We start from the raw sequence: 23563 nt of genomic DNA on the forward strand, positions 1-23563 counted from the left end.
CGCGTCAGCGCCGGCGGGAGCGCTCGGTCGCGTCGTGGACCTCGCCCACGAGCTCCTCGATGATGTCCTCGAGGAAGAGCACGGCTGTCGTCGTGCCCTCGGCGTCGCGCACCCGGGCCAGGTGGCGCCCGGCGCGGCGCATGATCGCCAGCGCGTCCTCGAGGTCGGTCGTCTCCTGAACCGGCACCATCGCGTGGATCCGCTTGGGCGGGATGGGGCGCGCGGCCTTCTCATCCGGATCGTCGCCGTTCGCGGCGCGGAGGATGTCCTTGAGGTGGACGTATCCGACCGGGTCGCCCGCATCGTCGACGATCACGTAGCGCGAGTAGCCGTGCTTCGCCACCGCGCGCTCGACCTCGTCGGGCGTGACCTGCTCGGGAAGCGTCACGATCCGCGCGAGCGGCACCGCGACATCCTTCGCCTTCTTGTCGGTGAACTCCACCGCGGCCGCGACCGTTCCGGCGGTGTCGTCGAGGACGCCCTCGCGGCGCGACTGCGCGACGATCGTGGCGACCTCGTCGAGGGTGAAGGTCGATGCGGCCTCGTTCTTCGGCTCGACGCCGAAGAGGCGCAGCACCGCGTTCGCGAGCCAGTTCAGGGCCCAGATCACGGGGTGGAAGACCTTCGACACCCACACGAGCGGCGGCGCGAGCAGGAGCACGGCGCGGTCGGGAACCGAGAACGCGATGTTCTTGGCGACCATCTCGCCGAACACGACGTGCAGGTAGGAGACGAACACGAGCGCGATCACGAACGCGATCGTGTCGACGGCCGCCTCGGCCATCCCGGTGAGCCCGAGCGGCACCGCGAGGAGGTGGTGCAGCGCCGGCTCCGAGACGTTCAGGATGAGCAGCGAGCAGATCGTGATGCCCAGCTGCGAGGTCGCGAGCATGAGCGTCGCGTGCTCCATCGCGAACAGCGCGGTGCGCGCCGCGCGCGAGCCCTTCTCGGCGAGCGGCTCGATCTGCGAGCGCCGCGCCGAGATGACGGCGAACTCGGCGCCGACGAAGAAGGCGTTCGCGAGCAGCAGCACCACGAGCCATGCCAGTCCGGCCCAGTCGCTCATCGCCGGCCCTCCTCGTCCTCAGCGCCCTCGGGGAGCGGGTCGGGGGTGAAGCGCACGCGGTCGACGCGGCGCCCGTCCATCCGCTCCACGGTGAGCGTGCCGTCGTCGACGCGGACGGCGTCTCCGACGACGGGCACGCGCTCGAGCACGCTCATGATGAATCCGCCGACCGTGTCGTACGCGTCGTCCTCCGGCACCTCGACGGCTGCGCGGTCGCGCAGCTCGTCGGGGCGGAGCTGACCGGGGAAGGTCACCGAGTCGCGGTGGCGCACGACCCCCGCGGGGCGGCGGTCGTGCTCGTCGGACACCTCGCCGACGATCTCCTCGACGAGGTCCTCGAGGGTCACGACGCCCGCCGTGCCGCCGTACTCGTCGACGACGACGGCCATCTGGTAGCCGCCGACCCGGAGCTCGGCGATGAGGGCGTCGAGGTGCACGGTCTCGGGAACGCGCAGCGGCTCGTTCGCGAGGGCGGCCGCCGGCACGTCGCCTCGCCGCTCGCGCGGAACGCTGACCGCGGCCTTGAGGTGCACGATGCCGACGATGTCGTCCATCGACTCGTCGTACACGGGGAACCGGCTGTGCCCGGTCTGCCGCGCGAGCTGGATCACCTCGTCGGCGGAGTCGCCGGCCGCGACCGCGTGGACGCGCGGCCGCGGCGTCATGACGTCGCCCGCGCTGAGTCGCGCGAACGTGAGGCTCCGGTCGAGCAGGGTCGCGGTGTCCTCCTCGAGGACGCCCGCGAGAGCGGAGCGCCGCACGAGGCTCGAGAGCTCCTCGGCCGAGCGGGCGCCCGAGAGCTCCTCCTTGGGCTCGATGCCCATCGCCCGCAGCACGGCGTTGGCGCTGCCGTTCAGCAGGGCGATCACGGGCCGGAACACGGCGGTGAACGCGATCTGGAACGGCGCGACCACCTTGGCCGTGGCCAGCGGCAGCGCGAGCGCGAAGTTCTTCGGCACGAGCTCGCCCAGGATCATCGAGAGGATGGTCGCGACGGCCATCGCCACGACGGTCGCGATGGGCGCGACGGCCGGCTCGGCGACGCCCCAGCCGATGAGGACCGGCCGCAGCAGGTTCGAGAACGCGGGCTCGAGCGTGTAGCCCGTGAGCAGGGTCGTCAGCGTGATGCCGAGCTGGGCGCTCGACAGGTGCGTCGAGGTGTGCCGCAGCGCGCGGATCGTGAGAGACAGGCGGCTCTCGCCGCGCGACTGGCGCGCCTCGAGCTCGGCGCGGTCGAGGTTCACGAGCGCGAACTCGCTCGCGACGAACAGACCGGTTCCGATCGTCAGGATGAGCCCCACGCCCAGGAAGACGTAATCCATCATTCGTCACCTCCGAGGGGCTCGGAGGGCGGGCAGTGGGGCGATCGTCTGTAACTCGGAGGGTCGTCCATCGTGCCGCTCATGATACGGCACGCCTCTGGACGCGCGTCTCGCTCAGCGTCGTGCCGCCACGCGCTCGCGGTGCGCGCGCAGGTACTGCGGCGGCCACAGCGCGTCGGCCGGCTCGCCGAGCTCGGCCGCCGCACGGAGCGCGAAGTGCGGATCCCGCAGGAACTCGCGACCCGCGAAGACGGCGTCGGCTGCGCCTTCGGCGAGCACCTCCTCGGCCTGCTCTCCCGATGTGATGATCCCCACGGCCGCCGTGGGGAGGCCCGTGAGCTCGCGGATGCGCGCGGCGTGCGGAACCTGGTAGCCCGGTCCCGGCTCGATGCGCTGGTGGCGCACGAGACCCCCGGTGGAGATGTCGAAGAGGTCGGCGCCGGCCTCGTGCGCCCAGGTCGCCGCGGTCGCGACGTCCTCGACCTCGAGCCCGCCCGGGGCCCAGTCCGTCGCGGAGAAGCGCACGAAGACGGGCACGCCGTCGCCCACCTCGGCGCGCACGGCGCGGACGACCTCGAGCAGGAGCCGTGCCCGGCCCTCCGGCGAGCCGCCCCATCCGTCGGTGCGCTGATTCGACAGCGGCGAGAGGAACTCGTGCAGGAGGTAGCCGTGCGCCGCGTGCACCTCGACGACGTCGAAGCCGGCATCGAGGGCGCGCCGGGCGGCGGCGCGGAAGTCCGAGATCACCTGCGCGATTCCCGCCTCGTCGAGCTCCTGCGGGACGGCGTAGCCGTCGAACGCGACCGGAGACGGGGCGACCGTGGGCCATCCGCCCTCCTCGATCGGAACGCTGCCCTCCGCGTCGGCGAACGGCCACCAGGTCGAGCCCTTGCGACCCGCGTGCGCGAGCTGCACGGCCGCGAGCGCGCCCCGCGCGTGGATCGCGGCGACGACCTCGGCCCACGCGTCGCGCTGGGCGTCGTTCCAGATGCCCGCGTCGCGCGGCGAGATCCGGCCCTCGGGCGAGACGGCCGCCGCCTCGCTCATGACCAGGCCCGCGCCGCCCGATGCGAACTGCGCGAGGTGCACGTGGTGCCAGTCGTTCACGACGCCGTCCTCGGCGCTGTACATGCACATCGGCGACACCCACAGGCGGTTGCGGAACGTCGTCTCGCGGACGGTCAGGGGGCTGAACAGCTGGCTCACAATGCTCCGATCCGGCGGCGCTCGTCGGCGCCGCGCACAGCGCGAGTAGGGTGGCGGCATGCCGGGAGGACACGCATGGCACTCGGATGAGTGGACCGCCCAGGACGCGGTCCGCGTCCTGCGAGTGCCAACCGCAGACGACCACAAGTATTCCCGAGGCGTCGTCGCCCTGCGCACGGGGTCGCTCGCGTACCCGGGCGCGGCGGTGCTCTCGACGGAGGGCGCGTGGCGCGCGGGCGTCGGGATGGTCCGGTGGGACGGCCCCGAGGACGTCGCGGGTCTCGTGCTGCAGCGCCGACCCGAGACCGTGCTCGGCGCGGGGCGCGCCGACGCCTGGGTCATCGGCTCCGGTGTGGATGCGCGCGGACGCGGCGAGGATGAGACGCGGCTGCTGCGCGGCATCCTGCGCGACCGGCCGCTGCCCGTCGTCGTCGACGCGGGGGCGCTCGACCTCGCCGCGGAGGCCACGGGCCCGCTCATCGTGACGCCGCACGAGGGGGAGCTGCGCGAGGTGCGCATTCCGCTCGGCTTCGGCATCGACGACGTCGAGGAGGATCCGCTCGCCCCGCGCCTGAGCGGCCCGTTCCGAGAGCGCGTGCTCGTGGTCCGCGAGACCGCGGTCGCGCTCGGCGGCGTCGTGCTCCTCAAGGGCGCCGCGACGATCGTGGCGACGCCCGGAGGATGGTGGACGGTCGTCCGCTCCGGCACGCCCTGGCTCGCGTCGGCGGGCACGGGCGACGTCCTGGCCGGAGCGGCGGGCGCTCTTCTCGCGGGAGCAGCGGCGGCCGCCCGCGTCGCGGGGCGCGAGCTCGACGTCGAGGAGCTCGGCCCGATCGCCGCGACCGCTGCCTGGCTCCACGGGACCGCCGGACGCATCGCCTCCGGCCGCGGCCATCCGATCGCCGCGATCGATGTGGCCGAGGCGCTTCCGGCCGCCTTCGCCGCCGCGCTCGCCGCCTGAGTCGGCGCGGGCGTGTTCGGGGGCTGGTGCTGGGGTTGGGGCGGGGGCTGGGGCGGGGCGGCCGCCGGGGTGGCGGCCGGGCGGAGGCCGGGCGGCGGCCKGGGCGGGGCGGCCGGGCGGAGCCAGCATGTCTCACCCGGGTAGGGATAGACGCGCCGAAAGGGTGCCTTTTCGAGACATGCGACCGGGCCCGGGCCGGCATGTCTCACCCGGGTAGGGATTGGCACGCCGAAACCGTGCCTTTTCGAGACATGCGACCGGGCCCGGGTCGGCATGTCTCACCCGGGTAGGGATTGGCGCGCCGAAACCGTGCCTTTTCGAGACATGCGACCGGGCCGGGGCCGGCATGTCTCACCCGGGTAGGGATTGGCGCGCCGAAACCGTGCCTTTTCGAGACATGCGACCGGGCCCGGGTCGGCATGTCTCACCTGGGTAGGGATAGACACCCCGAAACGGTGCCCTTTCGAGACATGCGCCAGGGCCACGCGCCAAGGCCCGACCCGGCATGTCTCACCCGGGTAGGGATAGACGCGCCGAATCCGTTTCTTTTCGAGACATGCACGGGGGCGGATGGCCGGAGGGGCGGTCCGTAGGATGGGGGCGTGCCGAGGCGGATGCTGCTGTGGATCGCGTTCACGCTCGTGCACGTCTGGGTCGCGGCGGCCGGGTGGTGGATGCCCAACCAGCCGATGGGCGACGTCCACCTCGTGTACGAGCCGTGGTCGGCGCGCGCCCTCGCGGGCCACGGCATCGTCGGCGTCACCGAGGCGTGGGTCTACCCGCAGCTGGCCCTCGCGCCGATGCTGCTCGCACACGCCCTCGCCGGGATCGGCGGATACGACCTCGCGTGGGCGATCCTCGTCACGCTGTGCGACGCGGTCGCCTTCTGGCTCCTCGTCGGAGACGGACGGTCACGCGGTCGCCGCACGGCCGCGTGGTTCTGGCTCGGCTTCGCGCTCCTCCTCGGGCCGGTCGGGATGTTCCGGCTCGACGCGATCACGGTGCCGATCGCGATCGTCGGGCTGCTCCTCCTCGCGACGCGGCCGACCGTCGCCTCCGCCCTCCTCACGGCCGCCGCCTGGATCAAGGTGTGGCCGGCTGCGCTCGTGGCCACGGCCGTGGTCGCGATGCGCCGCCGAGGGGCCGTGCTCGTCGGCGCTGCCGTCGCCTCCGCCCTCGTCGTCGCGGTCGTCGTGGTGAGCGGGGGAGCGGCCCACCTGCTCGGATTCGTCACGATGCAGACGGGGCGCGGCCTGCAGCTCGAGGCGCCCGTGAGCACGTTCTACCTCTGGGGCGCCGCGCTGCACATCCCGGACTGGTGGATCTTCTACGACCGCGACATCCTCACGTTCCAGGTGACGGGACCGCAGGTCGATGCCGTCATCGCCGCGATGACCCCGCTGCTCGGTGCCGCGGTCGCCGCGATCGCGGTGCTCGGCGTCGTCCAGGCGCGCCGGGGCGCCGCGTACCGCTCGCTCGTGCCGCCGCTCGCGCTGGCCCTCGTTCTCGCGTTCATGGTGTTCAACAAGGTCGGCTCCCCTCAGTTCCACGACTGGCTCATCGCGCCGATCGCGCTGTGGCTCGTCGTCGACCGGCGACGTGCTCGGGGGCCGGCTCTCCTCGCGCTGTGCTGCGCGCTCCTCACCCAGCTCGTGTACCCCATCCTCTACATGGGGGTCATGCTCGCCGAGCCGTTCGCCGTGTCGGTCCTGACGGCGCGCAACGCACTGCTCGTCGTCCTCCTCGTCTGGGCGGTCGCGCGCATGGCGCGCGTGCCCGTCCGCGTCCGCCCGCGCGCCGTCGCGCTCGCGGAGTCCTGACCGTCCTTCGAAAGGGGAATCCCATGCTCGTCGCCTTCTCCGTCGCTCCCTCGGGAGACGGCAGCGCCGACGGCTCCGTGCACGACGCGGTCGCCGCGGCCGTCAAGGTCGTCCGCGAATCGGGCCTCGCGCACCGCACGACGTCGATGTTCACCGAGATCGAGGGCGAGACCTGGGACGAGGTGATGGATGTCGTGCGCCGCGCGACCGAGGCCGTCATGCCGTTCGGCTCCCGCGTCTCCCTCGTGCTGAAGGCCGACATCCGCCCGGGATACCACGGCGAGATCGACGGCAAGATCGACCGCCTCGAGCGCGCGATCGGAGAGCTGGACTGAGGCTTCCGTGAGAGCGGCGCCGCGCACGGCCCGTAGACTCTCCTGGTGACCACCTCGACCACCACGTCGAGGGGTGCGGCGATGTGGGCGCTCCTCTCGCTCGCCATCGGCGCCTTCGGCATCGGCATGACCGAGTTCGTCTCGATGGGCCTCCTCCCGCGCATCGCGGGCGACCTCCTGCCGGCCGTCCACGCCGCGAGCCCCGAGGACGCCGTCGCGCAGGCGGGCGTGCTGATCAGCCTCTACGCGCTCGGCGTCGTCATCGGAGCGCCGACGATCGCGGCGTTCGTGTCGCGGTTCCCGCGTCACCGCGTGCTCATCGCCCTCGCCCTCGCGCTCCTCGTCTTCAACGCGCTCACCGTCATCATGCCGACGTTCGAGCTCGTCGGCCTCTCGCGCTTCCTGTCGGGGCTGCCGCACGGCGCCTACTTCGGCATGGCCGCCGTCGTCGCGGCCGACCTGTTCGGCCCCGAGAAGCGCGGCCGCGCGATCTCGATCGTCATGAGCGGCCTCATGATCGCGAACGTGGTCGGCGTGCCCGGCGGCACGCTCCTCGGTCAGCAGCTCGGATGGCGCGCAGCCTACGTCGTCGTCGGGGCGGTCTTCCTGCTCGCCCTGCTCATGATCGCCTTCTTCGTGCCCGCGCAGCCCGGTGACGCGGGTCGCACGGTCCGCCACGAGCTCGGCATCTTCCGCATCCCCCAGGTCTGGCTCACGGTCGCGATCGGGTCGATCGGCTTCGGCGCGTTCTTCGCGGTGTACAGCTACGTCGCGACCCTCGTGACCGAGGTCGCCGGGGCAGAGGAGTGGGTCGTGTCGATCGCGCTCGTCGCCATCGGGCTCGGCATGACGATCGGCAACCTGCTCGGCGGCCTGCTCGCCGACATCAGCGTGCGCCGCACCCTCGTCTACGGTCTGCTCGCGCTCGCCGGCGCGTCGGCCCTCGTCGGCGTCGTCGCCCACCTCACCGTCGCGCTCGTCGTCGGCCTGTTCGTCTTCGCGACCGTCTCGGCCACGGCGACGCCGACCGTGCAGCTGCGCCTGCTCGACGTCGCGCGCGACCACCAGGCGATCGGCGCCGCCCTCAACCACTCGGCGCTCAATGTCGGCAACAGCCTCGGGGCGGCGCTCGGCGGCGCCGTGATCGCCGCCGGATGGGGATACGTCGCCCCGGTGTGGGTCGGCGTCGTCCTGTCACTCGTCGGGATGGCGATCGCGCTCGTCGCCTTCGCGGCCGAACGGCGCTCCGACGCGCGGATGCTCGCATCCTTCTCCTCGGAGGACACCGGCACCTCGCCCATCCCCACGGTCTGAGCCCGGGCCATCCGCTCGCGGCGCAGGACGCCGCGTAGGGTCGAAGGCGTGACCGACCGATGCACCTGGGTGCGCGACGCCATCCGCCTGCTCGAGGCCGATGCGAACCGCAGCGCCGACACGCACCTGCACGTCTTCCCGCTTCCGTCGGAGTGGGGCATCGACCTGTACCTCAAGGACGAGTCGGTGCACCCGACCGGCTCGCTCAAGCACCGTCTCGCGCGATCGCTCATCCTCTACGGGCTCGTGAACGGGCGCATCGACGAGGGGACGACGCTCGTCGAGGCGTCGAGCGGATCGACCGCCGTGTCGGAGGCGTACTTCGCGCGCATGCTCGGGCTCGACTTCGTGACGGTCGTGCCGCGGGCGACGAGTCCCGAGAAGATCGAGCTCATCGAGTTCTACGGAGGGCGCTGCCACTTCGTCGACGTCCCCGGCGACATGTACGCCGAGGCGGAGCGCCTGGCGGCGGAGAGCGGCGGGTACTACCTCGACCAGTTCACGTACGCCGAGCGCGCGACCGACTGGCGCGGCAACAACAACATCGCCGAGAGCGTGTTCGAGCAGCTCGCCGCCGAGCGCTATCCCGTCCCCGCGTGGATCGTCGTGGGCGCGGGAACCGGCGGCACGAGCGCGACGTTCGGCCGCTATGTGCGCTACCGCCGCCATCCGACCCGGATCGCGGTCGTCGACCCGGAGAACTCCGCGTATTACGGCGGATGGCGCACCGGGCGCTCCGACCACACGACGGGCATGCCGAGCCGCATCGAGGGCATCGGGCGCCCGCGCGTCGAGCCGTCGTTCGTCCCCGGAGTGATCGACGAGGTGCTCCCGATCCCCGACGCGGCGTCGCTCGCGGCCATCCGCCTCCTCAGGGAGCGCACGCTGCACTGGGCGGGCGGCTCGACCGGCACCAACCTCGTCGGCGCGTTCCAGATCATCGCGCGGATGATCGCGGCGGGGGAGCGGGGCAGCGTCGTCACCCTCATCTGCGACGGCGGCGCGCGCTACGCTCACACCTACCACGACGACGCGTGGGTCGCCGCGCAGGGGCACGACCTCGCGCCGCACCGCGAGCGGATGGACCGCTTCCTCGCGACCGGCGTCTGGGACTGACCCGCGCTACGCCGCGAACAGGCGGCCGAGGTGGTGGGCGACGGCCTCGGTCTCGATGAGGAACCCGTCGTGGCCGAAGTCGCTGTGCAGCACCACCGACTCCTGCCCGTCGAGCGTGTTCGGGATGCTGCGCGCGATGCGGTGCTGCCCGTCGACGGGGAAGAGCCGGTCGCTGTCGATCCCCAGCACGAGCGTCGTCGCGGTGACCTCCGACAGGGCCTCCTCGACACCGCCGCGGCCGCGGCCGACGTCGTGCGAGTCCATCGCCTCCACGAGCCGGATGTACGTGTTCGCGTCGAAGCGGCGCGTGAACTTGTTGCCGTGGAAGTCGAGGTACGACTCCACGGCGAAGCGGCCGCCGAAGCCGAGGGGGCTGACGTCGGACTGCCACGACCGCTGGAACCGCTGATTGAGCTCGGTGGGGCTGCGGTAGTTCAGCAGGGCCATCCGACGGGCGAGCGCGAGACCGCGGTGCGGCCCCTCACCGGGTGCCGCGTCGTAGTAGTCGCCGCCCGCGAATCGGGGATCGATCTCGATCGCCTCGAGCTGGACGGAGTTCAGGGCGATCTGGTCGGCCGTGTTGATCGGGGGCGAGGAGAGGATGGCCAGCCGCTCGACGCGGTCGGGCAGCCCGACGGCCCATTCGAGCGCGTGCATGCCGCCCATCGAGCCGCCGATCACGGCGGCCCAGCGGTCGATGCCCAGGGCGTCGGCGAGGCGGACCTGCGCGGCGACCTGGTCGCGGATGGTGAGATACGGGAAGCGCGAGCCCCAGGCCTCGCCGTCGGGGTGGATGCTCGCCGGCCCGGTTGAGCCCTGACATCCGCCGAGGACGTTCGGGGCGATGACGAACCACCGGTCGGTGTCGATCGCGAGCCCCGGCCCGACGAGCGCGTCCCACCATCCCGCGGTCGGATGCCCGGGGCCGGCGGGGCCGCGGACATGGCTGTCGCCGGTCAGCGCGTGCAGGATGAGCACCGCGTTGTCGCGGGCGGGGCTCAGCTCGCCCCACGTCTCGTACGCGAGGCGGAACCCTGGCAGCTCCGCACCGCTCTCGGTCGTGAGCGGTCCGAACGCGGCGAACCGGCGATCCCCCACGGGATCGCCGTCGAGCCACGCTCCCGTCGCGGGCGGACGGCCGGCCATCGAGCGGGCGTCGGCCTCCGTGACGGGAGCAGACGGCACCGTGTCCTCGGAGATCTGCCAGTCCATCCGTCCATTCTCCCGTGCTCTGCGGGGCGCCCCCGCCACTGTTACGCGTCGCCGGATACGGCGGATGCCCCGGGCGCGCGCCCGGGGCATCCATCGTGTTCGCGGGTCAGGCCCGAGCGGCCGCCGCCGTCTCGCGGGCCGCGACGAGCGCCTGCTCGAGGTCGGCCTTGAGGTCGTCGACGTTCTCGAGGCCGATCGACAGGCGCACGAGTCCCGGCGTCACGCCGCTCGTGAGCTGCTGCTCGGGGGTGAGCTGCGAGTGCGTCGTCGATGCGGGGTGGATGACGAGCGAGCGCACGTCGCCGATGTTGGCGAGGTGGCTGAACAGGCCCAGCGAGTTGACGAACGCGCGGCCCGCGTCGACGCCGCCCTTGAGCTCGAACGACAGCACGGCGCCGACGCCCTTCGGCGCGTAGCGGTTCGCGTTCGCGTACCACGGCGACGACGGGAGACCCGCGTAGTTGACCGTCGCGACGTCGGGGTGGTTCTCGAGCCACTCCGCGATCTCCTGGGCGTTCTGCACGTGGCGCTCGATCCGCAGCGACAGCGTCTCGATGCCCTGGATGAGCTGCCACGCGCTCTGCGGGGCGATGGCCGAGCCGAGGTCGCGCAGCAGCTGCACGCGCGCCTTGATGATGTACGCGAGCTCGTCGCCCACGGCGGTCGTGTAGCTCGCGCCGTGGTACGACGGGTCGGGCTCGGTGAGACCCGGGAACCTCTCGACGTTCTGCGACCACGCGAAGCGGCCGCCGTCGACGATCGCACCGCCGAGGACCGTGCCGTGCCCGCCGAGGAACTTCGTCGCGGAGTGCACGACGATGTCGGCGCCGTGCTCGAACGGGCGGATGAGGTACGGCGTCGCGATCGTGTTGTCCACGATGAGCGGCACGCCGTTCTCGTGGGCGATGTCGGCGACCGTGCGGATGTCGAGGACGTTGATGGCGGGGTTGCCGATCGTCTCCGCGAAGAACAGCTTCGTGTTCGGGCGGACCGCCGCGCGCCACTGCTCGGGGTCGTCCTGGTTCTCGACGAAGGTGACCTCGATGCCCAGCTTGCCGAGCGTGTACTTGAAGAGGTTGTAGGTGCCGCCGTAGATCGAGCTCGAGGACACGATGTGGTCGCCGGCCTGCGCGATGTTGAGCACGGCGAAGGTCTCGGCGGCCTGGCCGCTCGCCACGAGGAGCGCGCCCGTGCCGCCCTCGAGCGCCGCGATGCGCTGTTCGACGACATCCTGCGTCGGGTTCTGCAGGCGCGTGTAGATGTTGCCGAACTCGGCGAGCGCGAAGAGGTTCTTCGCGTGGTCCGCGTCGCGGAACACGTACGAGGTCGTGTTGTAGATCGGCGTCGCGCGGGCCCCGGTCACGGGGTCGGGCTGCGCGCCAGCGTGGATCTGCGTGGTCTCGAAGCGCCAGTTCTCGCTCATGCGTGTCTCCTGCTCGAAGGATGGTCGTGGGATCTGCTCGGGGATGCCCGCCTTCGGGCATGACTGCGACAGTACGGAACCCGCGGTGCCCGGGCAACGCACGGGACACGCGGCGTCATATCGCGCGTCGCATGCCGTCACGGCTCGTCACAGGCCGTCACGGTGCGCCCTCGGTCGGGGACGGCATACTGGACGGATGGCGAACAGGCGTGCGGTCGTGACGGGAGCGAGCTCGGGGATCGGCGCGGCGACGGTGCGCCTGCTGCGCTCGCGCGGATGGGACGTCACGGGCGTCGCCCGGCGGGCCGAGCGCCTCGAGGCGCTCGCCGCGGAGACGGGCGCCGACGTGTTCGCCGCCGACCTCACCCGGCAGGCCGACGTCGACGCCCTGGCCGCGCATCTCGCCGCGAGCGGCGGCGTGCACGCGCTCGCGCACGTCGCGGGCGGCGCGCGCGGCACCGACCGCGTCGAGGACGGCGACGCCGACGAGTGGACGTGGATGTTCGAGGCGAACGTCCTGTCCGCGCAGCGGCTCGTGCGGGCTCTCCTGCCGCAGCTGCGCGACGCCGTGCGCGGGGGAGCGGGCCACGCCGACCTGCTCTTCGTCACGTCGACGGCTGCTCAGCGCGCGTATCCGGGCGGCGCCGGCTACAACGCCGCGAAGGCCGGGGAGTCGATGATCGTCGACGCCCTCCGGCTCGAGCTCAACGGCGAGCCTCTGCGCGTGATCGAGATCGCGCCGGGGATGGTGCGCACCGAGGAGTTCTCGCTCACGCGCCTCGGCGGCGACCAGGAGGCGGCGGACGCCGTGTACGCGGGCGTCGACAGTCCGCTCTCCGCCGACGACGTGGCCGACGTGATCGCGTACGCCCTCGAGGCGCCCGGGCATGTGAACCTCGACCTCGTGACGGTGCGGCCCGTCGCCCAGGCGGCCGCCCATCTCCTGCACCGCGGCCCTCTCGCCGTCCGCGAGAGCTGATCCGCACCATCCGCATGTCTCGTTTTCCCTGGTTTTCCCGCCCGGATGGCGGCGGTTTTCGAGACATGCGGGATGGGTCTGACTTGCATGTCTCGTTTTCCCTGGTTTTCCGGCCCGGGAAGGCGCGATGACTGAGACACGATCGAAAGGAACGCCCGTGACCGACACTCCGACCGAGCGCGAAGTCCTCACCTGGGACGGCTTCGGCGCCGCGACGCGCGATCTCGCCCGCACGATCCTCGACAGCGGCTTCGAGCCCGAGGTCGTCGTCGCGATCGCGCGCGGCGGACTCCTCCCCGCCGGCGCCATCGCCTACGGCCTCGGCGCGAAGAACTGCGGCGCCATCAACGTCGAGTTCTACACGGGCATCGGGACCGTCCTCGACGCGCCGGAGGTGCTCCCGCCGGCACTCGACATGGAGTACCTCGACGGACGACGCGTGCTCCTCGTCGACGACGTCGCCGACTCGGGGCGCACGCTCGCACTCGCCGTCCAGCTGCTCTCCGACAAGGGCGCCGACGTGCGGTCGGTCACGATCTTCACGAAGCCGTCGACGATCATCCAGCCCGACTACGCGTGGAAGGACACCGACCTCTGGATCGACTTCCCCTGGTCGGCCAGGGGCACCGTGCGCGAGGAGGACCTCGGCCTCGCCCCGACCGCGTGAGCGCGCTCGACATGGCAGGGCGCTCCCTTCCCGAGCTCGCCGAGGCGGGCCTCATCGACGCCGGCTGGGCGCACGCGCTCGCACCCGTGGCCGCCGACATCGCCGCGCTCGGCGACCGGCTCCGCGCCGAGGTCGCGGCCGGGCGGCCATATCTGCCCGCGGGGGACCGCGTGCTGCGGGCGTTCCAGCGCCCGCTCGCCGACGTCCGCGTGCTCATCGTCGGGCAGGACCCGTACCCGACCCCGGGCCATCCGATCGGCCTGTCGTTCGCGGTCGAGCGACACGTCCGGCCCATCCCGCGCAGCCTGCAGAACATCTATCGCGAGCTGCAGAGCGACCTCGGCGTCGCGCCCGCGCCCCACGGCGACCTCTCGGCGTGGAGCGACCAGGGCGTCATGCTCCTCAACCGCGTGCTCACGGTGAGCCCGGGTGCGCCCGCGTCGCACCGCGGATGGGGGTGGGAGCGGGTGACCGAGACCGCGATCCGCGCCCTCGCAGAGCGCGGCGGGCCGCTCGTGGCGATCCTGTGGGGGCGTGACGCCGCGAACCTCAAGCCGCTGCTGGGCGGCGTGCCGTCGATCGAGTCGCCCCACCCCTCGCCGCTCTCGGCGAGCCGCGGCTTCTTCGGATCGCGGCCGTTCTCACGCGCGAACGCGCTGCTCGCGCAGCAGGGCGCCGGCCCTGTCGACTGGACGATCCCCGCGTAGGCTGGACGCATGCTCGAGGAGGAATACCAGAAGCGCCGACGCCTGCCGCTGCACCTGCAGCGTCGGCCCGCCCCCGAGCGCCCGTTCTCGTACGAGATCCGCCCCGCCGAGATGCGCGACATCGAGGACATCCGCGAGATCTACAACTACTACGTGACGAACTCGGTCGTGACGTTCGACGAGAAGAAGTGGACGCATCGGCAGTGGAAGGAGAAGTTCCTCCACCTGCAGAAGCTCGACCTCCCCTTCCTCGTCGCCGTCGCGCCGACCGGGCAGGTGCTGGGCTATGCGCTCGTGTCGCCGTGGTCGGGCAAGTCGTCGTACCGGTACACCGTCGAGAACTCCATCTACCTCGGGCACGCCGCGACGGGCAAGGGCCTCGGCACCGCGCTCCTGGCCGCCCTCATCGAGGCGTGCGAGGAGAAGGGGCTCCGTCAGATCGTCGCGGTGATCAGCGACAAGGGCGCCGAGGGGTCGCTCGCGCTGCACGAGCGCTTCGGCTTCGAGGAGGTCGGGCGGATGGGCAAGGTCGGCTTCAAGTTCGACCGCTGGCTCGGCACGGTGTACCTCCAGAAGTCGCTCACGCCGAAGCGGAAGCGCGGCGTGCTCTCGCGGGTCTTCGGCTCGGACGACTGACCGTCGTCAGGGCGCGATCGCGGTCCGCGGCGCGACGCTCGCGGGCTGCGCGAGGAGGAGCGCCAGGTGCTCGAGGCCCATCGCGGGCGCGACGAGCCGCTCCCACGGGTACCGCGTCCGCGTGGACGCGAGGAACGCGACCGCCTCGCGCAGGTGGCGGGGCTCGGAGCCGAGCACGCCGGTGATCGCGAGCCCGCGGCGGACGACGCGGTCCAGGTCGACAGGGACCGCGGCGGATGTCGCGGCTGCGCGCGCGAGGACGAGCCGGCCGCCGATCGCGAGTGCCGCGAGCGCGCCCGGGGCCGCCTCGGCCGCTCCCGAGAGCTCCCACGCGAGATCCGCCTCGCCCGGGCGATCTCGCGGCCCCACGACCGCCGTCGCCCCGAAGGCGAGCGCGAGCGAGCGGCGCGACGCGTCGGTATCGAGGACGACCACCTCGGACGCCCCGCTCTCGCGGGCGACCGCCGTCGCCGTGAGGCCGAGCATCCCCGCACCGCAGACGAGGACGCGCAGGCCCGTGAGGTCGCCCGACGCCTCGCGCACGGCCATCGCGGTCGCCGTGGCGCCGCCCGCGGGCGCCGCGACGGCATCGCACAGCTCGTCCGGCACCCGCTCCACGGTCGATCCGGACGGGAGGAGGATGTGCCGGGCGTAGGCGCCCGAGAGCGGCCACGGTCCGTCGATGGGCTCGCGCCCGATCTCGCGCAGCTTGCGGCAGCGCGCGACCCGTCCGTGTCGGCAGCGGTCGCACATCCCGCATCCGACGGATGGGGCCCAGACGACCCGATCGCCCTCGGCCGCCGGTGCGCCGACTCCGGCGGCGACGACGCGTCCGACCGCCTCGTGGCCGAGCACGGCAGCGGGTGCGCGGTGCGCGTCCGACGCGGTGCGGCGGTCGTCGCCGCTGACGGTCGCGAGGTCGATCTCGACGACGAGCTCGCCGGGCCGCGGCGCGGGCACCGGCAGCTCCTCGATCCGGATGCCGTCGGCGCCCCGCCACACGGCGGCGAGGGTCGTGGGCGCGGCGCTCACAGCGTGGCCGCGGCGGTCGTCGCGGGGCTGCGGTGCGGTCCGGCTGCGGCGCGCTCGATCGACATGGGGCGAGCCTGACGCGCGCGCGTGAACGGACGGCAAACGGATGGCGACCGCCCCGTGCCGCGGGCGCGTGCGGATGCCCCGTGCCGGGTCAGGCGCGCGGGTGGTCGATCGTCGGGATGGCCGCAAGCAGCCGCCGCGTGTAGTCCTCGCGCGGGAAGAGGAGCACCTGCGGGGTCGGCCCGTGCTCGACGACGCGGCCGTCCTTCATGACGACGACCGTGTCGCAGAGGTTCTGCACGACGCCGATGTCGTGCGAGACGAGCACCAGGGTCATCCGCTCGCGGGCGCGCAGGTCGGCGAGGAGCGCGAGGATCTGCGCCCGCACCGTGACGTCGAGCGCCGACAGCGGCTCGTCGCCCACGAGCGTCTCCGGGCGGTGGACGATGGCCCTGGCGAGGGCGATGCGCTGACGCTGGCCTCCGGAGAACTCGTGCGGGTAGCGGTCGGCCATGTCGGGCTCGAGGCCGACCTGCGCGAGCACCTCGCGGACGCGCGCCGCGCGGTCTCCCGGGATGCCGAGCGCCCACAGCGGCTCCTCGACGATGCGCGCGACCGTCATGCGGGGGTCGAGCGAGGCGTAGGGGTCCTGGAAGACGATGCCCGTCGCGCGCCGCAGCCCGTGCAGCGCCCGCGCCGGGGCGCGGGCGTCGACCGGCCGGCCGTCGTACTCCACGGTGCCCGCCGTCGGGACGTCGAGCCCGAGCAGGAGGCGCACGAGCGTGGATTTGCCCGACCCGGACTCTCCGATGATCCCGACGGCCTCGCCGCGGCGGATGTCGAGGTCGGTCGGGTGCAGCGCGACGGTCTCGCGCCGCCGCTCGAAGAGCGTCGTGCGCGGATGGAGGTGCCGCCGCTCGAGCGCGCGCGCTCGCAGGAGGACGTCAGCCACGGCCATCCGCCCCCTTCGCCGAGCCGTCATCGCGCGGGGCGTTCTCCGCGCCCGCGGGTCGCCAGAGCGTCGCGGTCGCGTCGCGCAGGAGGCCCTGCGTGACGGGGTGCTGCGGCGCCGTGAGCAGCCGCGACACGGGCGCATCCTCGACGACGCGGCCGTCCTCGAGCACGACGCCGTGGGTCGCGACCTGCGACAGCACCGCGAGATCGTGCGTGATGAACACGAGCGACATCCCGTCGTCCGCGACGAGCGACAGGAGCAGGCGCAGCACCTCGGCCTGGATCGTGACGTCGAGGGCCGTCGTGGGCTCGTCGGCGATGAGCAGCCGCGGGCGGCATGCGAGCGCCATGGCGAGCGCGACCCGCTGGCGCTGCCCGCCCGAGAGCTGGTGCGGGTAGCGGGCGACGATGCGCTCGGGGTCGGGCAGCGCGACGCGACGGGCCTCGGCGACGGCGATCTCCGCGGCCTCGCGCCGGGAGACGTCGCGGTGGATGCGCACGGCCTCCGAGATCTGGCGCCCCACGGTGCGGATCGGGTTGAGCGCGGTCTGCGGCTCCTGGAAGACCATGCCGATCTCGTCGCCCCGCAGCCGCGCCATCTCGCGGTCGGGGATGCCGAGGATCTCGGCGCCCTGCCAGCGGACGCTGCCGCTCGCGGTGGCGGCCGCGGGCAGGAGGCCCAGGATCGCGAGCGCCGTGAGCGACTTGCCCGACCCGGACTCGCCGATGAGCCCGAGCCGCGCGCCGTCGGGCACGGCGAACGAGACGTCGTCGACGACGCGGCGACCGCCGATCTCGATCGTGAGACCCGAGACCTCGAGGCTCATGCGACCACCACCGGCTGATGCGCCTGCGGCTTGGCCTCGCCGCGGCGCAGGGTCGGGTCGGTCGCCTCGCGCAGGGCGTCGCCGAGGAGGTTCAGCGCGAGCACGGTGACCGTGATCGCGAGTCCCGGCCACAGCACCGAGAGCGGGTGCAGCGAGATGTAGCGCTGCATGTCGCCGAGGAGCAGGCCCCAGCTCGGCTCGGTGACCGGGGCGCCGAAGCCGAGGTACGACAGCCCCGCCTCCGCCAGCACGGCCGCCGCCATCGACCACGACAGCTGCACGATGAACACCGGCAGCACGTTCGGGAGGAGGTGGCGCGTGAGCGTCTGCACGGTCGTGAGCCCCGACGCGCGCGCCGCGAGCACGAAGTCGCTGCGCTGCACGCGGCGCAGCTCGGCGCGGGCGACCCGCGCGATGTTCACGCCGAACCCGATGCCGACCGACCACACGACGATCCACAGCGACGCACCCCACACGGCCGACAGCATCATGGCGATGAGGAGCACGGGGAAGGCGATGAGGATGTCGACGAGCACCGCCACGGCCTCGCGCACGGGCCGCGCGGTGAGGGCGCCGAGCGCGGCGAGCAGCACGCCGACGGCTGTCGCCACCGCGCCCGCGCCCGCCGCGACGAGCACGGTCGTGCGCGCGCCGACCATGAGCAGGCTGAGGATGTCGCGCCCGTTCGCGTCGCCGCCGAGGAGGTGCGGCCATCCGGGGCCCGTCCAGCGCGCCGCGAGGTCGACCGTGCGCGGATCGAACGGGGTCCAGAGCAGCGACACGAGGGCGACGACGCCGATCACGGCGACCGCGACGAGGCCGAATCGCCCCGTCCCCGTGCGCCACAGGCGCGAGAGCACGCGCGCGGGTGTCATGCGGCCTCCCTCTGCCGGGGGTCGATCACACGGTGCACGATGTCGACCGCGAACCCGATCGCGAGCACGAAGCCCGTGAGGACGAGCAGCTCGCCCTGCACCTTCACGAGGTCGCGCGCGCCGACATCCGCCACGAGCATCCGCCCGATGCCGGGGAGGTTGAACACCTGCTCGATGACGACAGCGCCGACGACGATGCCGGCGATCTGCAGGCCGAGCACCGTGATGATCGACAGGCCGACCGACGGCAGGCCGTGCCGGACGAGCGCCTGGGTGCGCGTGAGCCCCTTCGCCGCCGCCGTGCGCACGTGATCCTCGCCGAGCGCCTGCAGCGTCGCGCTGCGCACGAAGCGGAGGAGGAGCGCGCCCTCGACGACGCCCACCGTGAGGGCGGGCAGCGTGAGCGCTCGCAGCGCGGCGGCCGGGTCGGACCAGCCCGCGCGCGGGAATCCCTGCGCGGGCAGCCAGCCCAGCGTGATCGCGAAGACGACGACGAGCATCATCCCGGCCCAGACGACGGGAACCGCGGCGAGCAGCTGCGCGACGACGCTGATCGAGGTGCCGACGGGGCGCCCGCGGCGGATGGCCGACAGGACGCCGAACGGGACGGCGATCGCGAGGGCGATGGCGAGCGAGAGCACGCCGAGCGGCACCGTCACCTGCGCCTTCGACGCGAGCTCGTCGGCGACCGGGGTGCCGGTCAGGAGCGACCGGCCCAGGTCGCCGCGCAGGATCCCGCCGATCCAGTCGGCGTACTGCACGAGGACGGGCCGGTCGAGGCCGAGGCGCTCGCGGATCGCCGCCACCTGGCCGGGGCTGCCCTCGGTGCCCGCGACGAGCTGCGCCACGTCGCCCGGCAGCACGCGCAGCGTCGCGAAGACGAGCGCGCTCGCGACGAGCAGCCCGAGCGCCAGCAGCGCGAGCCTCGTCAGCGTGTACCGGAGCACCGGCGGAGGGACCTCAGTCGGCCAGCGTCACGGACGCGAGGTCGAGGCGGGAGTTGATCGAGTCGACGGGGAAGCCCGCGACGCCCGGCCCCACCGCGACGATCGTCTCGCCCGTGTAGAGCCAGTCGGCGGCGTGGTCCTCGGCGACGATCCGCGCGGCCTGCGCGAGCAGATCGGCGGACTCGTCCGGATCGATCGCGGCGATCGCCTGCGCGTAGAGCTCCTGGACCTCGGCGCTGTCGTAGTGGAAGTAGTAGTCGGGGTTCGCCCACGCTCCGAAGTCGCGCGGCTCGACGTGGTTCACGAAGCTCAGCTGGTAGTCGCCGTTCGTGTAGACGTCCTGCAGCCACGTCGAGAACTCGACGGGGTTCACGGTCAGCTCGACCCCGACGTCGTGGAACGCCGAGACGAGGAACGTCGACGCCGTCGTGCCGTAGAACGCGGGGATCGTGAGCTCGAGCTCGAGATCCTCCTGACCGGCCTCCGCGAGGAGCTGCCGCGCGCGGTCAGGGTCGAAGGGCGCCACGTCGGACAGGTCCTCATAGCCCGGGTCGAGCTCGGGGATCGGGCCGTACTGGGTCACGCCGGCGCCCACGGCCTCGACGAGGGCGTCGTGGTCGATCGCGAGGCGCAGGGCCTCCCGCACGCGGGCGTCGTCGAGCGGCGCCTCGGCGCTGTTGAACGCGAGCACGTACTTGTCCGTGGTCCGACCGGTCGTGAGCGTGAAGCCGTTCGCGCCGTCGAGCTGCGGCGCGAGCTGGGGGTCGACGGCCGTGAGCACGTCGAGCGAGCCGTCGAGTGCCGCGTTCACGCCCGCGGTGAAGTCCGGGATGTAGCTCGCGACGACCTCGGCCACGCCCGCAGCCTCGCCCCAGTACTCGTCGAAGCGCTCGAGCACGATGCTCTCGCCCTGGTTCCACTCCGCGAGGGTGAACGGGCCGGTGCCGTTCGCGTCGCTCTGGAGGTCGGTCTCGTCGCCCTCGTCGAACACGAGGCCGGCGGGGCCCGTGAGCGTGAAGAGGAGGTTCTGGTTCGGCTCCGTCAGCTCGACGACGACGGTGCGGTCGTCGGGAGCGGTCACGGCCTTGACGTTCGCGAGGTCGTCGTGGCCGACGACGGACTCGTCGGAGACGACCTCCTCGAGCGATGCGACGGCATCCTGCGCGGTGAGCTCGCCGCCGTCGTGGAAGACGACCCCCTCCTCGAGCGTGAAGGTGTAGACGAGGCCGTCCTCCGACATCTCCCAGGAGCTCGCGAGCGCGGGCACGATCTCGTTCTCCTGCGTGCGGGTCACGAGGCCCTCGTACACGTTGTCGACGAGGATCTGCTCGAGCGCGGCGCCCGAGGTGCGGCGGATGTCGAGGTTCGTCGGCTCGAGGACGAGGCCCACGCGCAGACTCGCGTCGGGGTTGGGCTCGCCCGCGGGAGCGTCGGAGGGCGACGTCTGCCCGCCGCCGGCGCAGCCGGCGAGGAGCACGGCGGGCACGAGGAGCGCTGCGGCGGACGCCGGGCGCGCGGGGATGCGGATCATGCTGTCTGCCGTCCTTCCGGTGCGGCGCCCGCCGAGGCGGCGAGACGCGCGATGAGGGATGCGAGGTCGGCGAAGGCGACCTCCTGCACGTTGTGAGGGGCGTCGAGCGCGACGACGTCGGCGCCCGTGCGCCGGGCGAACTCGTCGGCGTCACCTGAGGTGACGAACCCGGTGGTGCCGCGCACGAGCGCGATCGGGGCGGTCACGCCGGCGAGGTCCTCCCACCCGCTCTCGGGCGCAGCGGCGGGGGAGGGCGTCCCCGAGGACATGAGCTGGGCGAAGTGGTGGCGCCACTCCACCCGGCCGTCGTCGCGCACGCGGGAGTTGAGGAGGACGCCCCGCTCGGCCTGCGCGCGCGAGCCGCCGAGGCCGAACGCGAGCGCGCGCTCGACGAGCTCGTCGCGAGATGCGAAGACCGTCTCCTCGTAGAAGCGGCGGAGCATCGCCGGCCCGGCCGAGGTGTCGACGCCCGGCGTGATGTCGACGATGGCGAGGCGCGCGACGAGGTCGGGCCGTCGCGACGCCACGGCGGCCGCAGTGAGCCCGCCGAGGGACTGTCCGACGAGGACGACGGGAGCGTCCGCCCACGCCTCGATGCCGCGCACGACGTCATCGGCGATCGTGCGGGCGCGGTAGTCCGCGTCGGCGCGCCACGACGAGTGCCCGTGGCCGGGAAGGTCGATCGCGAGCGCGGGGAGGCCGAGCGCGATGACGGTCTGGTCCCACGTGTGGGCGTTGAGGCCGGCCCCGTGGAGGAGCACGATCCTCGGGCGTCCCTCGCCGTACGCGAGAGCGCTGAGAGCGCGTCCGTCGCGAAGGAGGAGACGCTCGCGTCGGCCGATCGGGGCGGGGCGCCCCTGAGCGGCGGCCTGCTCCGGCAGGAACGAGAACTCGTCGAACGCGTCGTCGGCGGGGGATGCCGCGTTCGCGGGGGCGATGCTCACAGGACTCCTCGATGGGGACGCCGAGCGGGACGCACGGGAGGGCTCCCGACGCCTCCATTCTGGCGAGGTCGAGGCCCGCCCGGGAAATCGCGGATCGAACTGCTCGTCGCGCGGCGGCAGATCTGAGCATAAGGCACGGAGCGGGCGGGTGGCGCTGAGCGATCTGCCGCCGAGCCGGGTCCGCCTCCGCGCACTAGGGTCGAAGCATGACCGAGCAGCGCGTGCATCTGTCCAAGTCGGCGATCGAGGCCTACAAGGCGCTCGACGCGTTCTCGCAGACCGTCGGCCGCATCGCGCGCGAGTACGGCGTCGACGACCGGCTCAAGGAGCTCGTGCTCCTGCACTGCTCGCAGCTCAACGGCTGCGCCTACTGCGTCCGCGTGCACGTGGATCGGGCCGTCGCCGCGGGGCTCACGGTCGACGAGATCGCGCAGATCGCGGTGTGGCGCGAGTCGGGCGTCTTCTCCGAGCGCGAGCGCGCGGCCCTCGAGCTCGCCGAGGCGCACACGTTCATCCACCGTGCCGGCATCCCCGATGACCTGTACGACCGGGTCGGCGCGGTGCTCAGCGAGCAGGAGTACGTCGCCGTCAGCTGGCTCAGCGTCTCGATCAACGCGTTCAACCGCATCACCGTCGCCGGACGCTACCCCGTGCCACCCCGCCCCGCGGGGAGCTGACCGTGCTGAGGTAAGGCAACCCTTCGCGCGGTGTAGACTGGCGTCGTCATGGAGAGCATCGAGACGACCCAGGAGCACGGCGACAAGGTCTGCCGTGCGTCGCGTCACGCGCGCGTGCAGCACCTCATCACGGCCGACGAGCGGTCGCTCGTCGACCTCGAGACGCTCGTCGCGACGCTGCCGATCTGCTCGACGGGCCGCATCTTCATCGAGGTTCCCGACGCGTCGTGGATCGGCGAGATCGCCGCACCCGCCCGGATGGTCGTGACGTGGCTCGACCGCTCCCGGCGTTCGGGCGCACCCGGCACCGGACGTGCCTGCGCGCCCGGCCAGGCGCTGTCCCGTGCGGTCACCGCGTGGGCCGACGAGATGATGTGCGCCGGCGACGACTCGACGCGCGTCGTGCTGCTCGGCGGCTTCCTCGGCACGGCCGACATCGTCGACCACCTGACGGGATCCCTCGGGACCCCGGCGGAGGCCATCCACGTGCCCGACGCCTTCGCGAGCCTCATCCGCTGACGTAGCCGCCCGCTTCCAGCCCGGCCTCGATCTCGAAGCGATTGCGCAGCGGGTTCCGTCCCGCGAGCAGGTACAGCACGGGCATGAGCACGCCGTAGCGGCGCCACTGCCGCAGGTGCACGGCCTCGTGCCGCAGGAGCCGGGTCGACACGCTGCGGTCGCCGGTCAGGAAGCACCCGCCCACGCACACGCCGCCGCGGCCGAAGGTCCACGCGGGCATCCCGCGGAAGACGAGCAGGCCCTCGCGGCGCTCGACGCGCCCGCGGCTCCACAGCATGCCCCACAGCCATCCGAGCGCCGTCGCGGCCGCGCAGCCGACCGCGCTCACGGGGGAGTCGAGCAGCCATCGCGGGATGCGGGCGTCGATGCGCCGCCCGTGCTCGACCCGCAGCGCGGCGATCTCGCGCCAGTGGGCGGGAGCCGGATCGGCCGGGAAGCTGATGCGCATGACGCCATCCTGCCGCAGTCCGGGCGGGCGAGGGGCGGATGG

24 protein-coding genes are annotated in these 23563 nt (G+C 72.9%); 11 read left to right on the forward strand and 13 right to left on the reverse strand.

Annotation, left to right across the window (positions count from 1 at the left end; all coding sequences use genetic code 11):
• Nucleotides 1-4: 4 nt before the first annotated feature.
• The 3 genes from ACOWU6_RS10100 to ACOWU6_RS10110 all read right to left on the reverse strand — a co-directional run bounded on the left by ACOWU6_RS10100 (nucleotide 5) and on the right by ACOWU6_RS10110 (nucleotide 3594).
• The gene (locus tag ACOWU6_RS10100) at nucleotides 5-1066 is read right to left on the reverse strand and encodes a hemolysin family protein (RefSeq protein ID WP_271172291.1); all 1062 of its coding nucleotides are present in this window, start codon (nucleotides 1064-1066) and stop codon (nucleotides 5-7) included.
• Nucleotides 1063-2388 (reverse strand): hemolysin family protein, encoded by a 1326-nt coding sequence (locus tag ACOWU6_RS10105; RefSeq protein ID WP_271172290.1) that lies wholly within the window; start codon nucleotides 2386-2388, stop codon nucleotides 1063-1065. Before ACOWU6_RS10105 ends, ACOWU6_RS10100 begins: the two co-directional genes overlap by 4 nt.
• A 114-nt stretch (nucleotides 2389-2502) precedes the next feature.
• A complete protein-coding gene (locus ACOWU6_RS10110; RefSeq protein WP_421075596.1) occupies nucleotides 2503-3594 on the reverse strand; it encodes an NADH:flavin oxidoreductase/NADH oxidase in 1092 nt (363 codons plus the stop codon).
• Between the two features lie 58 nt (nucleotides 3595-3652).
• On the opposite strand from ACOWU6_RS10110, the gene ACOWU6_RS10115 reads away from it, so the two are divergent.
• The 5 genes from ACOWU6_RS10115 to ACOWU6_RS10135 all read left to right on the forward strand — a co-directional run bounded on the left by ACOWU6_RS10115 (nucleotide 3653) and on the right by ACOWU6_RS10135 (nucleotide 9140).
• Nucleotides 3653-4555 (forward strand): ADP-dependent NAD(P)H-hydrate dehydratase, encoded by a 903-nt coding sequence (locus tag ACOWU6_RS10115; RefSeq protein ID WP_282978162.1) that lies wholly within the window; start codon nucleotides 3653-3655, stop codon nucleotides 4553-4555.
• Between the two features lie 602 nt (nucleotides 4556-5157).
• Entirely contained in the window at nucleotides 5158-6375 is a 1218-nt protein-coding gene (locus tag ACOWU6_RS10120; protein ID WP_421075597.1) for a hypothetical protein, read from the forward strand.
• 23 nt (nucleotides 6376-6398) lie between these two features.
• On the forward strand, nucleotides 6399-6710 hold the full coding sequence (locus ACOWU6_RS10125; RefSeq protein WP_282978159.1) for a thiamine-binding protein: 312 nt from the start codon (nucleotides 6399-6401) through the stop codon (nucleotides 6708-6710).
• 81 nt (nucleotides 6711-6791) lie between these two features.
• A complete protein-coding gene (locus ACOWU6_RS10130) occupies nucleotides 6792-8024 on the forward strand; it encodes an MFS transporter (protein ID WP_421075652.1) in 1233 nt (410 codons plus the stop codon).
• Between the two features lie 48 nt (nucleotides 8025-8072).
• On the forward strand, nucleotides 8073-9140 hold the full coding sequence (locus ACOWU6_RS10135; RefSeq protein ID WP_421075598.1) for a PLP-dependent cysteine synthase family protein: 1068 nt from the start codon (nucleotides 8073-8075) through the stop codon (nucleotides 9138-9140).
• A gap of 6 nt (nucleotides 9141-9146) precedes the next feature.
• On the opposite strand, the gene metX is transcribed toward ACOWU6_RS10135, so the two are convergent.
• Entirely contained in the window at nucleotides 9147-10352 is a 1206-nt protein-coding gene (metX, locus tag ACOWU6_RS10140) for a homoserine O-acetyltransferase MetX (protein ID WP_271172284.1), read from the reverse strand.
• Nucleotides 10353-10458: 106 nt separating this feature from the next.
• Entirely contained in the window at nucleotides 10459-11775 is a 1317-nt protein-coding gene (locus ACOWU6_RS10145; protein ID WP_416383271.1) for a bifunctional o-acetylhomoserine/o-acetylserine sulfhydrylase, read from the reverse strand.
• Between the two features lie 196 nt (nucleotides 11776-11971).
• Here ACOWU6_RS10145 and ACOWU6_RS10150 point away from each other — a divergent pair, with 196 nt between their 5' ends.
• From ACOWU6_RS10150 to ACOWU6_RS10165, 4 genes are all read left to right on the forward strand, one after another.
• The gene (locus ACOWU6_RS10150) at nucleotides 11972-12754 is read left to right on the forward strand and encodes an SDR family oxidoreductase (protein ID WP_421075599.1); all 783 of its coding nucleotides are present in this window, start codon (nucleotides 11972-11974) and stop codon (nucleotides 12752-12754) included.
• Between the two features lie 127 nt (nucleotides 12755-12881).
• Nucleotides 12882-13421, forward strand: coding sequence for a phosphoribosyltransferase (locus ACOWU6_RS10155; protein WP_374727724.1), 540 nt, complete (start codon nucleotides 12882-12884; stop codon nucleotides 13419-13421).
• An 11-nt stretch (nucleotides 13422-13432) separates the two neighbouring features.
• Nucleotides 13433-14128, forward strand: a complete 696-nt coding sequence (locus ACOWU6_RS10160; protein ID WP_282978261.1) for a uracil-DNA glycosylase — start codon at nucleotides 13433-13435, stop codon at nucleotides 14126-14128.
• Between the two features lie 9 nt (nucleotides 14129-14137).
• Nucleotides 14138-14764, forward strand: a complete 627-nt coding sequence (locus tag ACOWU6_RS10165) for a GNAT family N-acetyltransferase (RefSeq protein WP_271172281.1) — start codon at nucleotides 14138-14140, stop codon at nucleotides 14762-14764.
• A gap of 6 nt (nucleotides 14765-14770) precedes the next feature.
• Here the strand turns inward: ACOWU6_RS10165 and ACOWU6_RS10170 are convergent, their stop codons facing one another.
• The 7 genes from ACOWU6_RS10170 to ACOWU6_RS10200 all read right to left on the reverse strand — a co-directional run bounded on the left by ACOWU6_RS10170 (nucleotide 14771) and on the right by ACOWU6_RS10200 (nucleotide 21877).
• A complete protein-coding gene (locus ACOWU6_RS10170) occupies nucleotides 14771-15796 on the reverse strand; it encodes an alcohol dehydrogenase catalytic domain-containing protein (RefSeq protein WP_421075600.1) in 1026 nt (341 codons plus the stop codon).
• Between the two features lie 154 nt (nucleotides 15797-15950).
• Nucleotides 15951-16757 (reverse strand): ATP-binding cassette domain-containing protein, encoded by an 807-nt coding sequence (locus ACOWU6_RS10175; RefSeq protein WP_421075601.1) that lies wholly within the window; start codon nucleotides 16755-16757, stop codon nucleotides 15951-15953.
• Nucleotides 16744-17580 carry an ABC transporter ATP-binding protein gene (locus ACOWU6_RS10180; protein ID WP_282978152.1) on the reverse strand — a complete coding sequence of 279 codons (837 nt, stop codon included), beginning with the start codon at nucleotides 17578-17580 and terminating at the stop codon, nucleotides 16744-16746. Before ACOWU6_RS10180 ends, ACOWU6_RS10175 begins: the two co-directional genes overlap by 14 nt.
• The gene (locus tag ACOWU6_RS10185) at nucleotides 17577-18455 is read right to left on the reverse strand and encodes an ABC transporter permease (RefSeq protein ID WP_421075602.1); all 879 of its coding nucleotides are present in this window, start codon (nucleotides 18453-18455) and stop codon (nucleotides 17577-17579) included. The genes ACOWU6_RS10180 and ACOWU6_RS10185 overlap by 4 nt, the downstream gene beginning before the upstream one ends.
• Nucleotides 18452-19402 (reverse strand): ABC transporter permease, encoded by a 951-nt coding sequence (locus ACOWU6_RS10190; protein ID WP_271172276.1) that lies wholly within the window; start codon nucleotides 19400-19402, stop codon nucleotides 18452-18454. Before ACOWU6_RS10190 ends, ACOWU6_RS10185 begins: the two co-directional genes overlap by 4 nt.
• A 13-nt stretch (nucleotides 19403-19415) precedes the next feature.
• Nucleotides 19416-20933, reverse strand: coding sequence for an ABC transporter substrate-binding protein (locus tag ACOWU6_RS10195; protein ID WP_421075603.1), 1518 nt, complete (start codon nucleotides 20931-20933; stop codon nucleotides 19416-19418).
• Entirely contained in the window at nucleotides 20930-21877 is a 948-nt protein-coding gene (locus tag ACOWU6_RS10200) for an alpha/beta fold hydrolase (protein ID WP_421075604.1), read from the reverse strand. The genes ACOWU6_RS10195 and ACOWU6_RS10200 overlap by 4 nt, the downstream gene beginning before the upstream one ends.
• Nucleotides 21878-22083: 206 nt before the next feature.
• On the opposite strand from ACOWU6_RS10200, the gene ACOWU6_RS10205 reads away from it, so the two are divergent.
• Nucleotides 22084-22554, forward strand: a complete 471-nt coding sequence (locus tag ACOWU6_RS10205) for a carboxymuconolactone decarboxylase family protein (protein ID WP_421075605.1) — start codon at nucleotides 22084-22086, stop codon at nucleotides 22552-22554.
• A 48-nt stretch (nucleotides 22555-22602) separates the two neighbouring features.
• Nucleotides 22603-23073 (forward strand): SIP domain-containing protein, encoded by a 471-nt coding sequence (locus tag ACOWU6_RS10210; RefSeq protein WP_271172272.1) that lies wholly within the window; start codon nucleotides 22603-22605, stop codon nucleotides 23071-23073.
• On the opposite strand, the gene ACOWU6_RS10215 is transcribed toward ACOWU6_RS10210, so the two are convergent.
• Nucleotides 23063-23521 (reverse strand): Fe-S oxidoreductase, encoded by a 459-nt coding sequence (locus ACOWU6_RS10215; protein ID WP_421075606.1) that lies wholly within the window; start codon nucleotides 23519-23521, stop codon nucleotides 23063-23065. The genes ACOWU6_RS10210 and ACOWU6_RS10215 overlap by 11 nt on opposite strands.
• Between the last annotated feature and the right edge of the window lie 42 nt (nucleotides 23522-23563).

Source organism: Microbacterium sp. SA156 (assembly GCF_049065455.1).
GTDB lineage: Bacteria > Actinomycetota > Actinomycetes > Actinomycetales > Microbacteriaceae > Microbacterium > Microbacterium barkeri.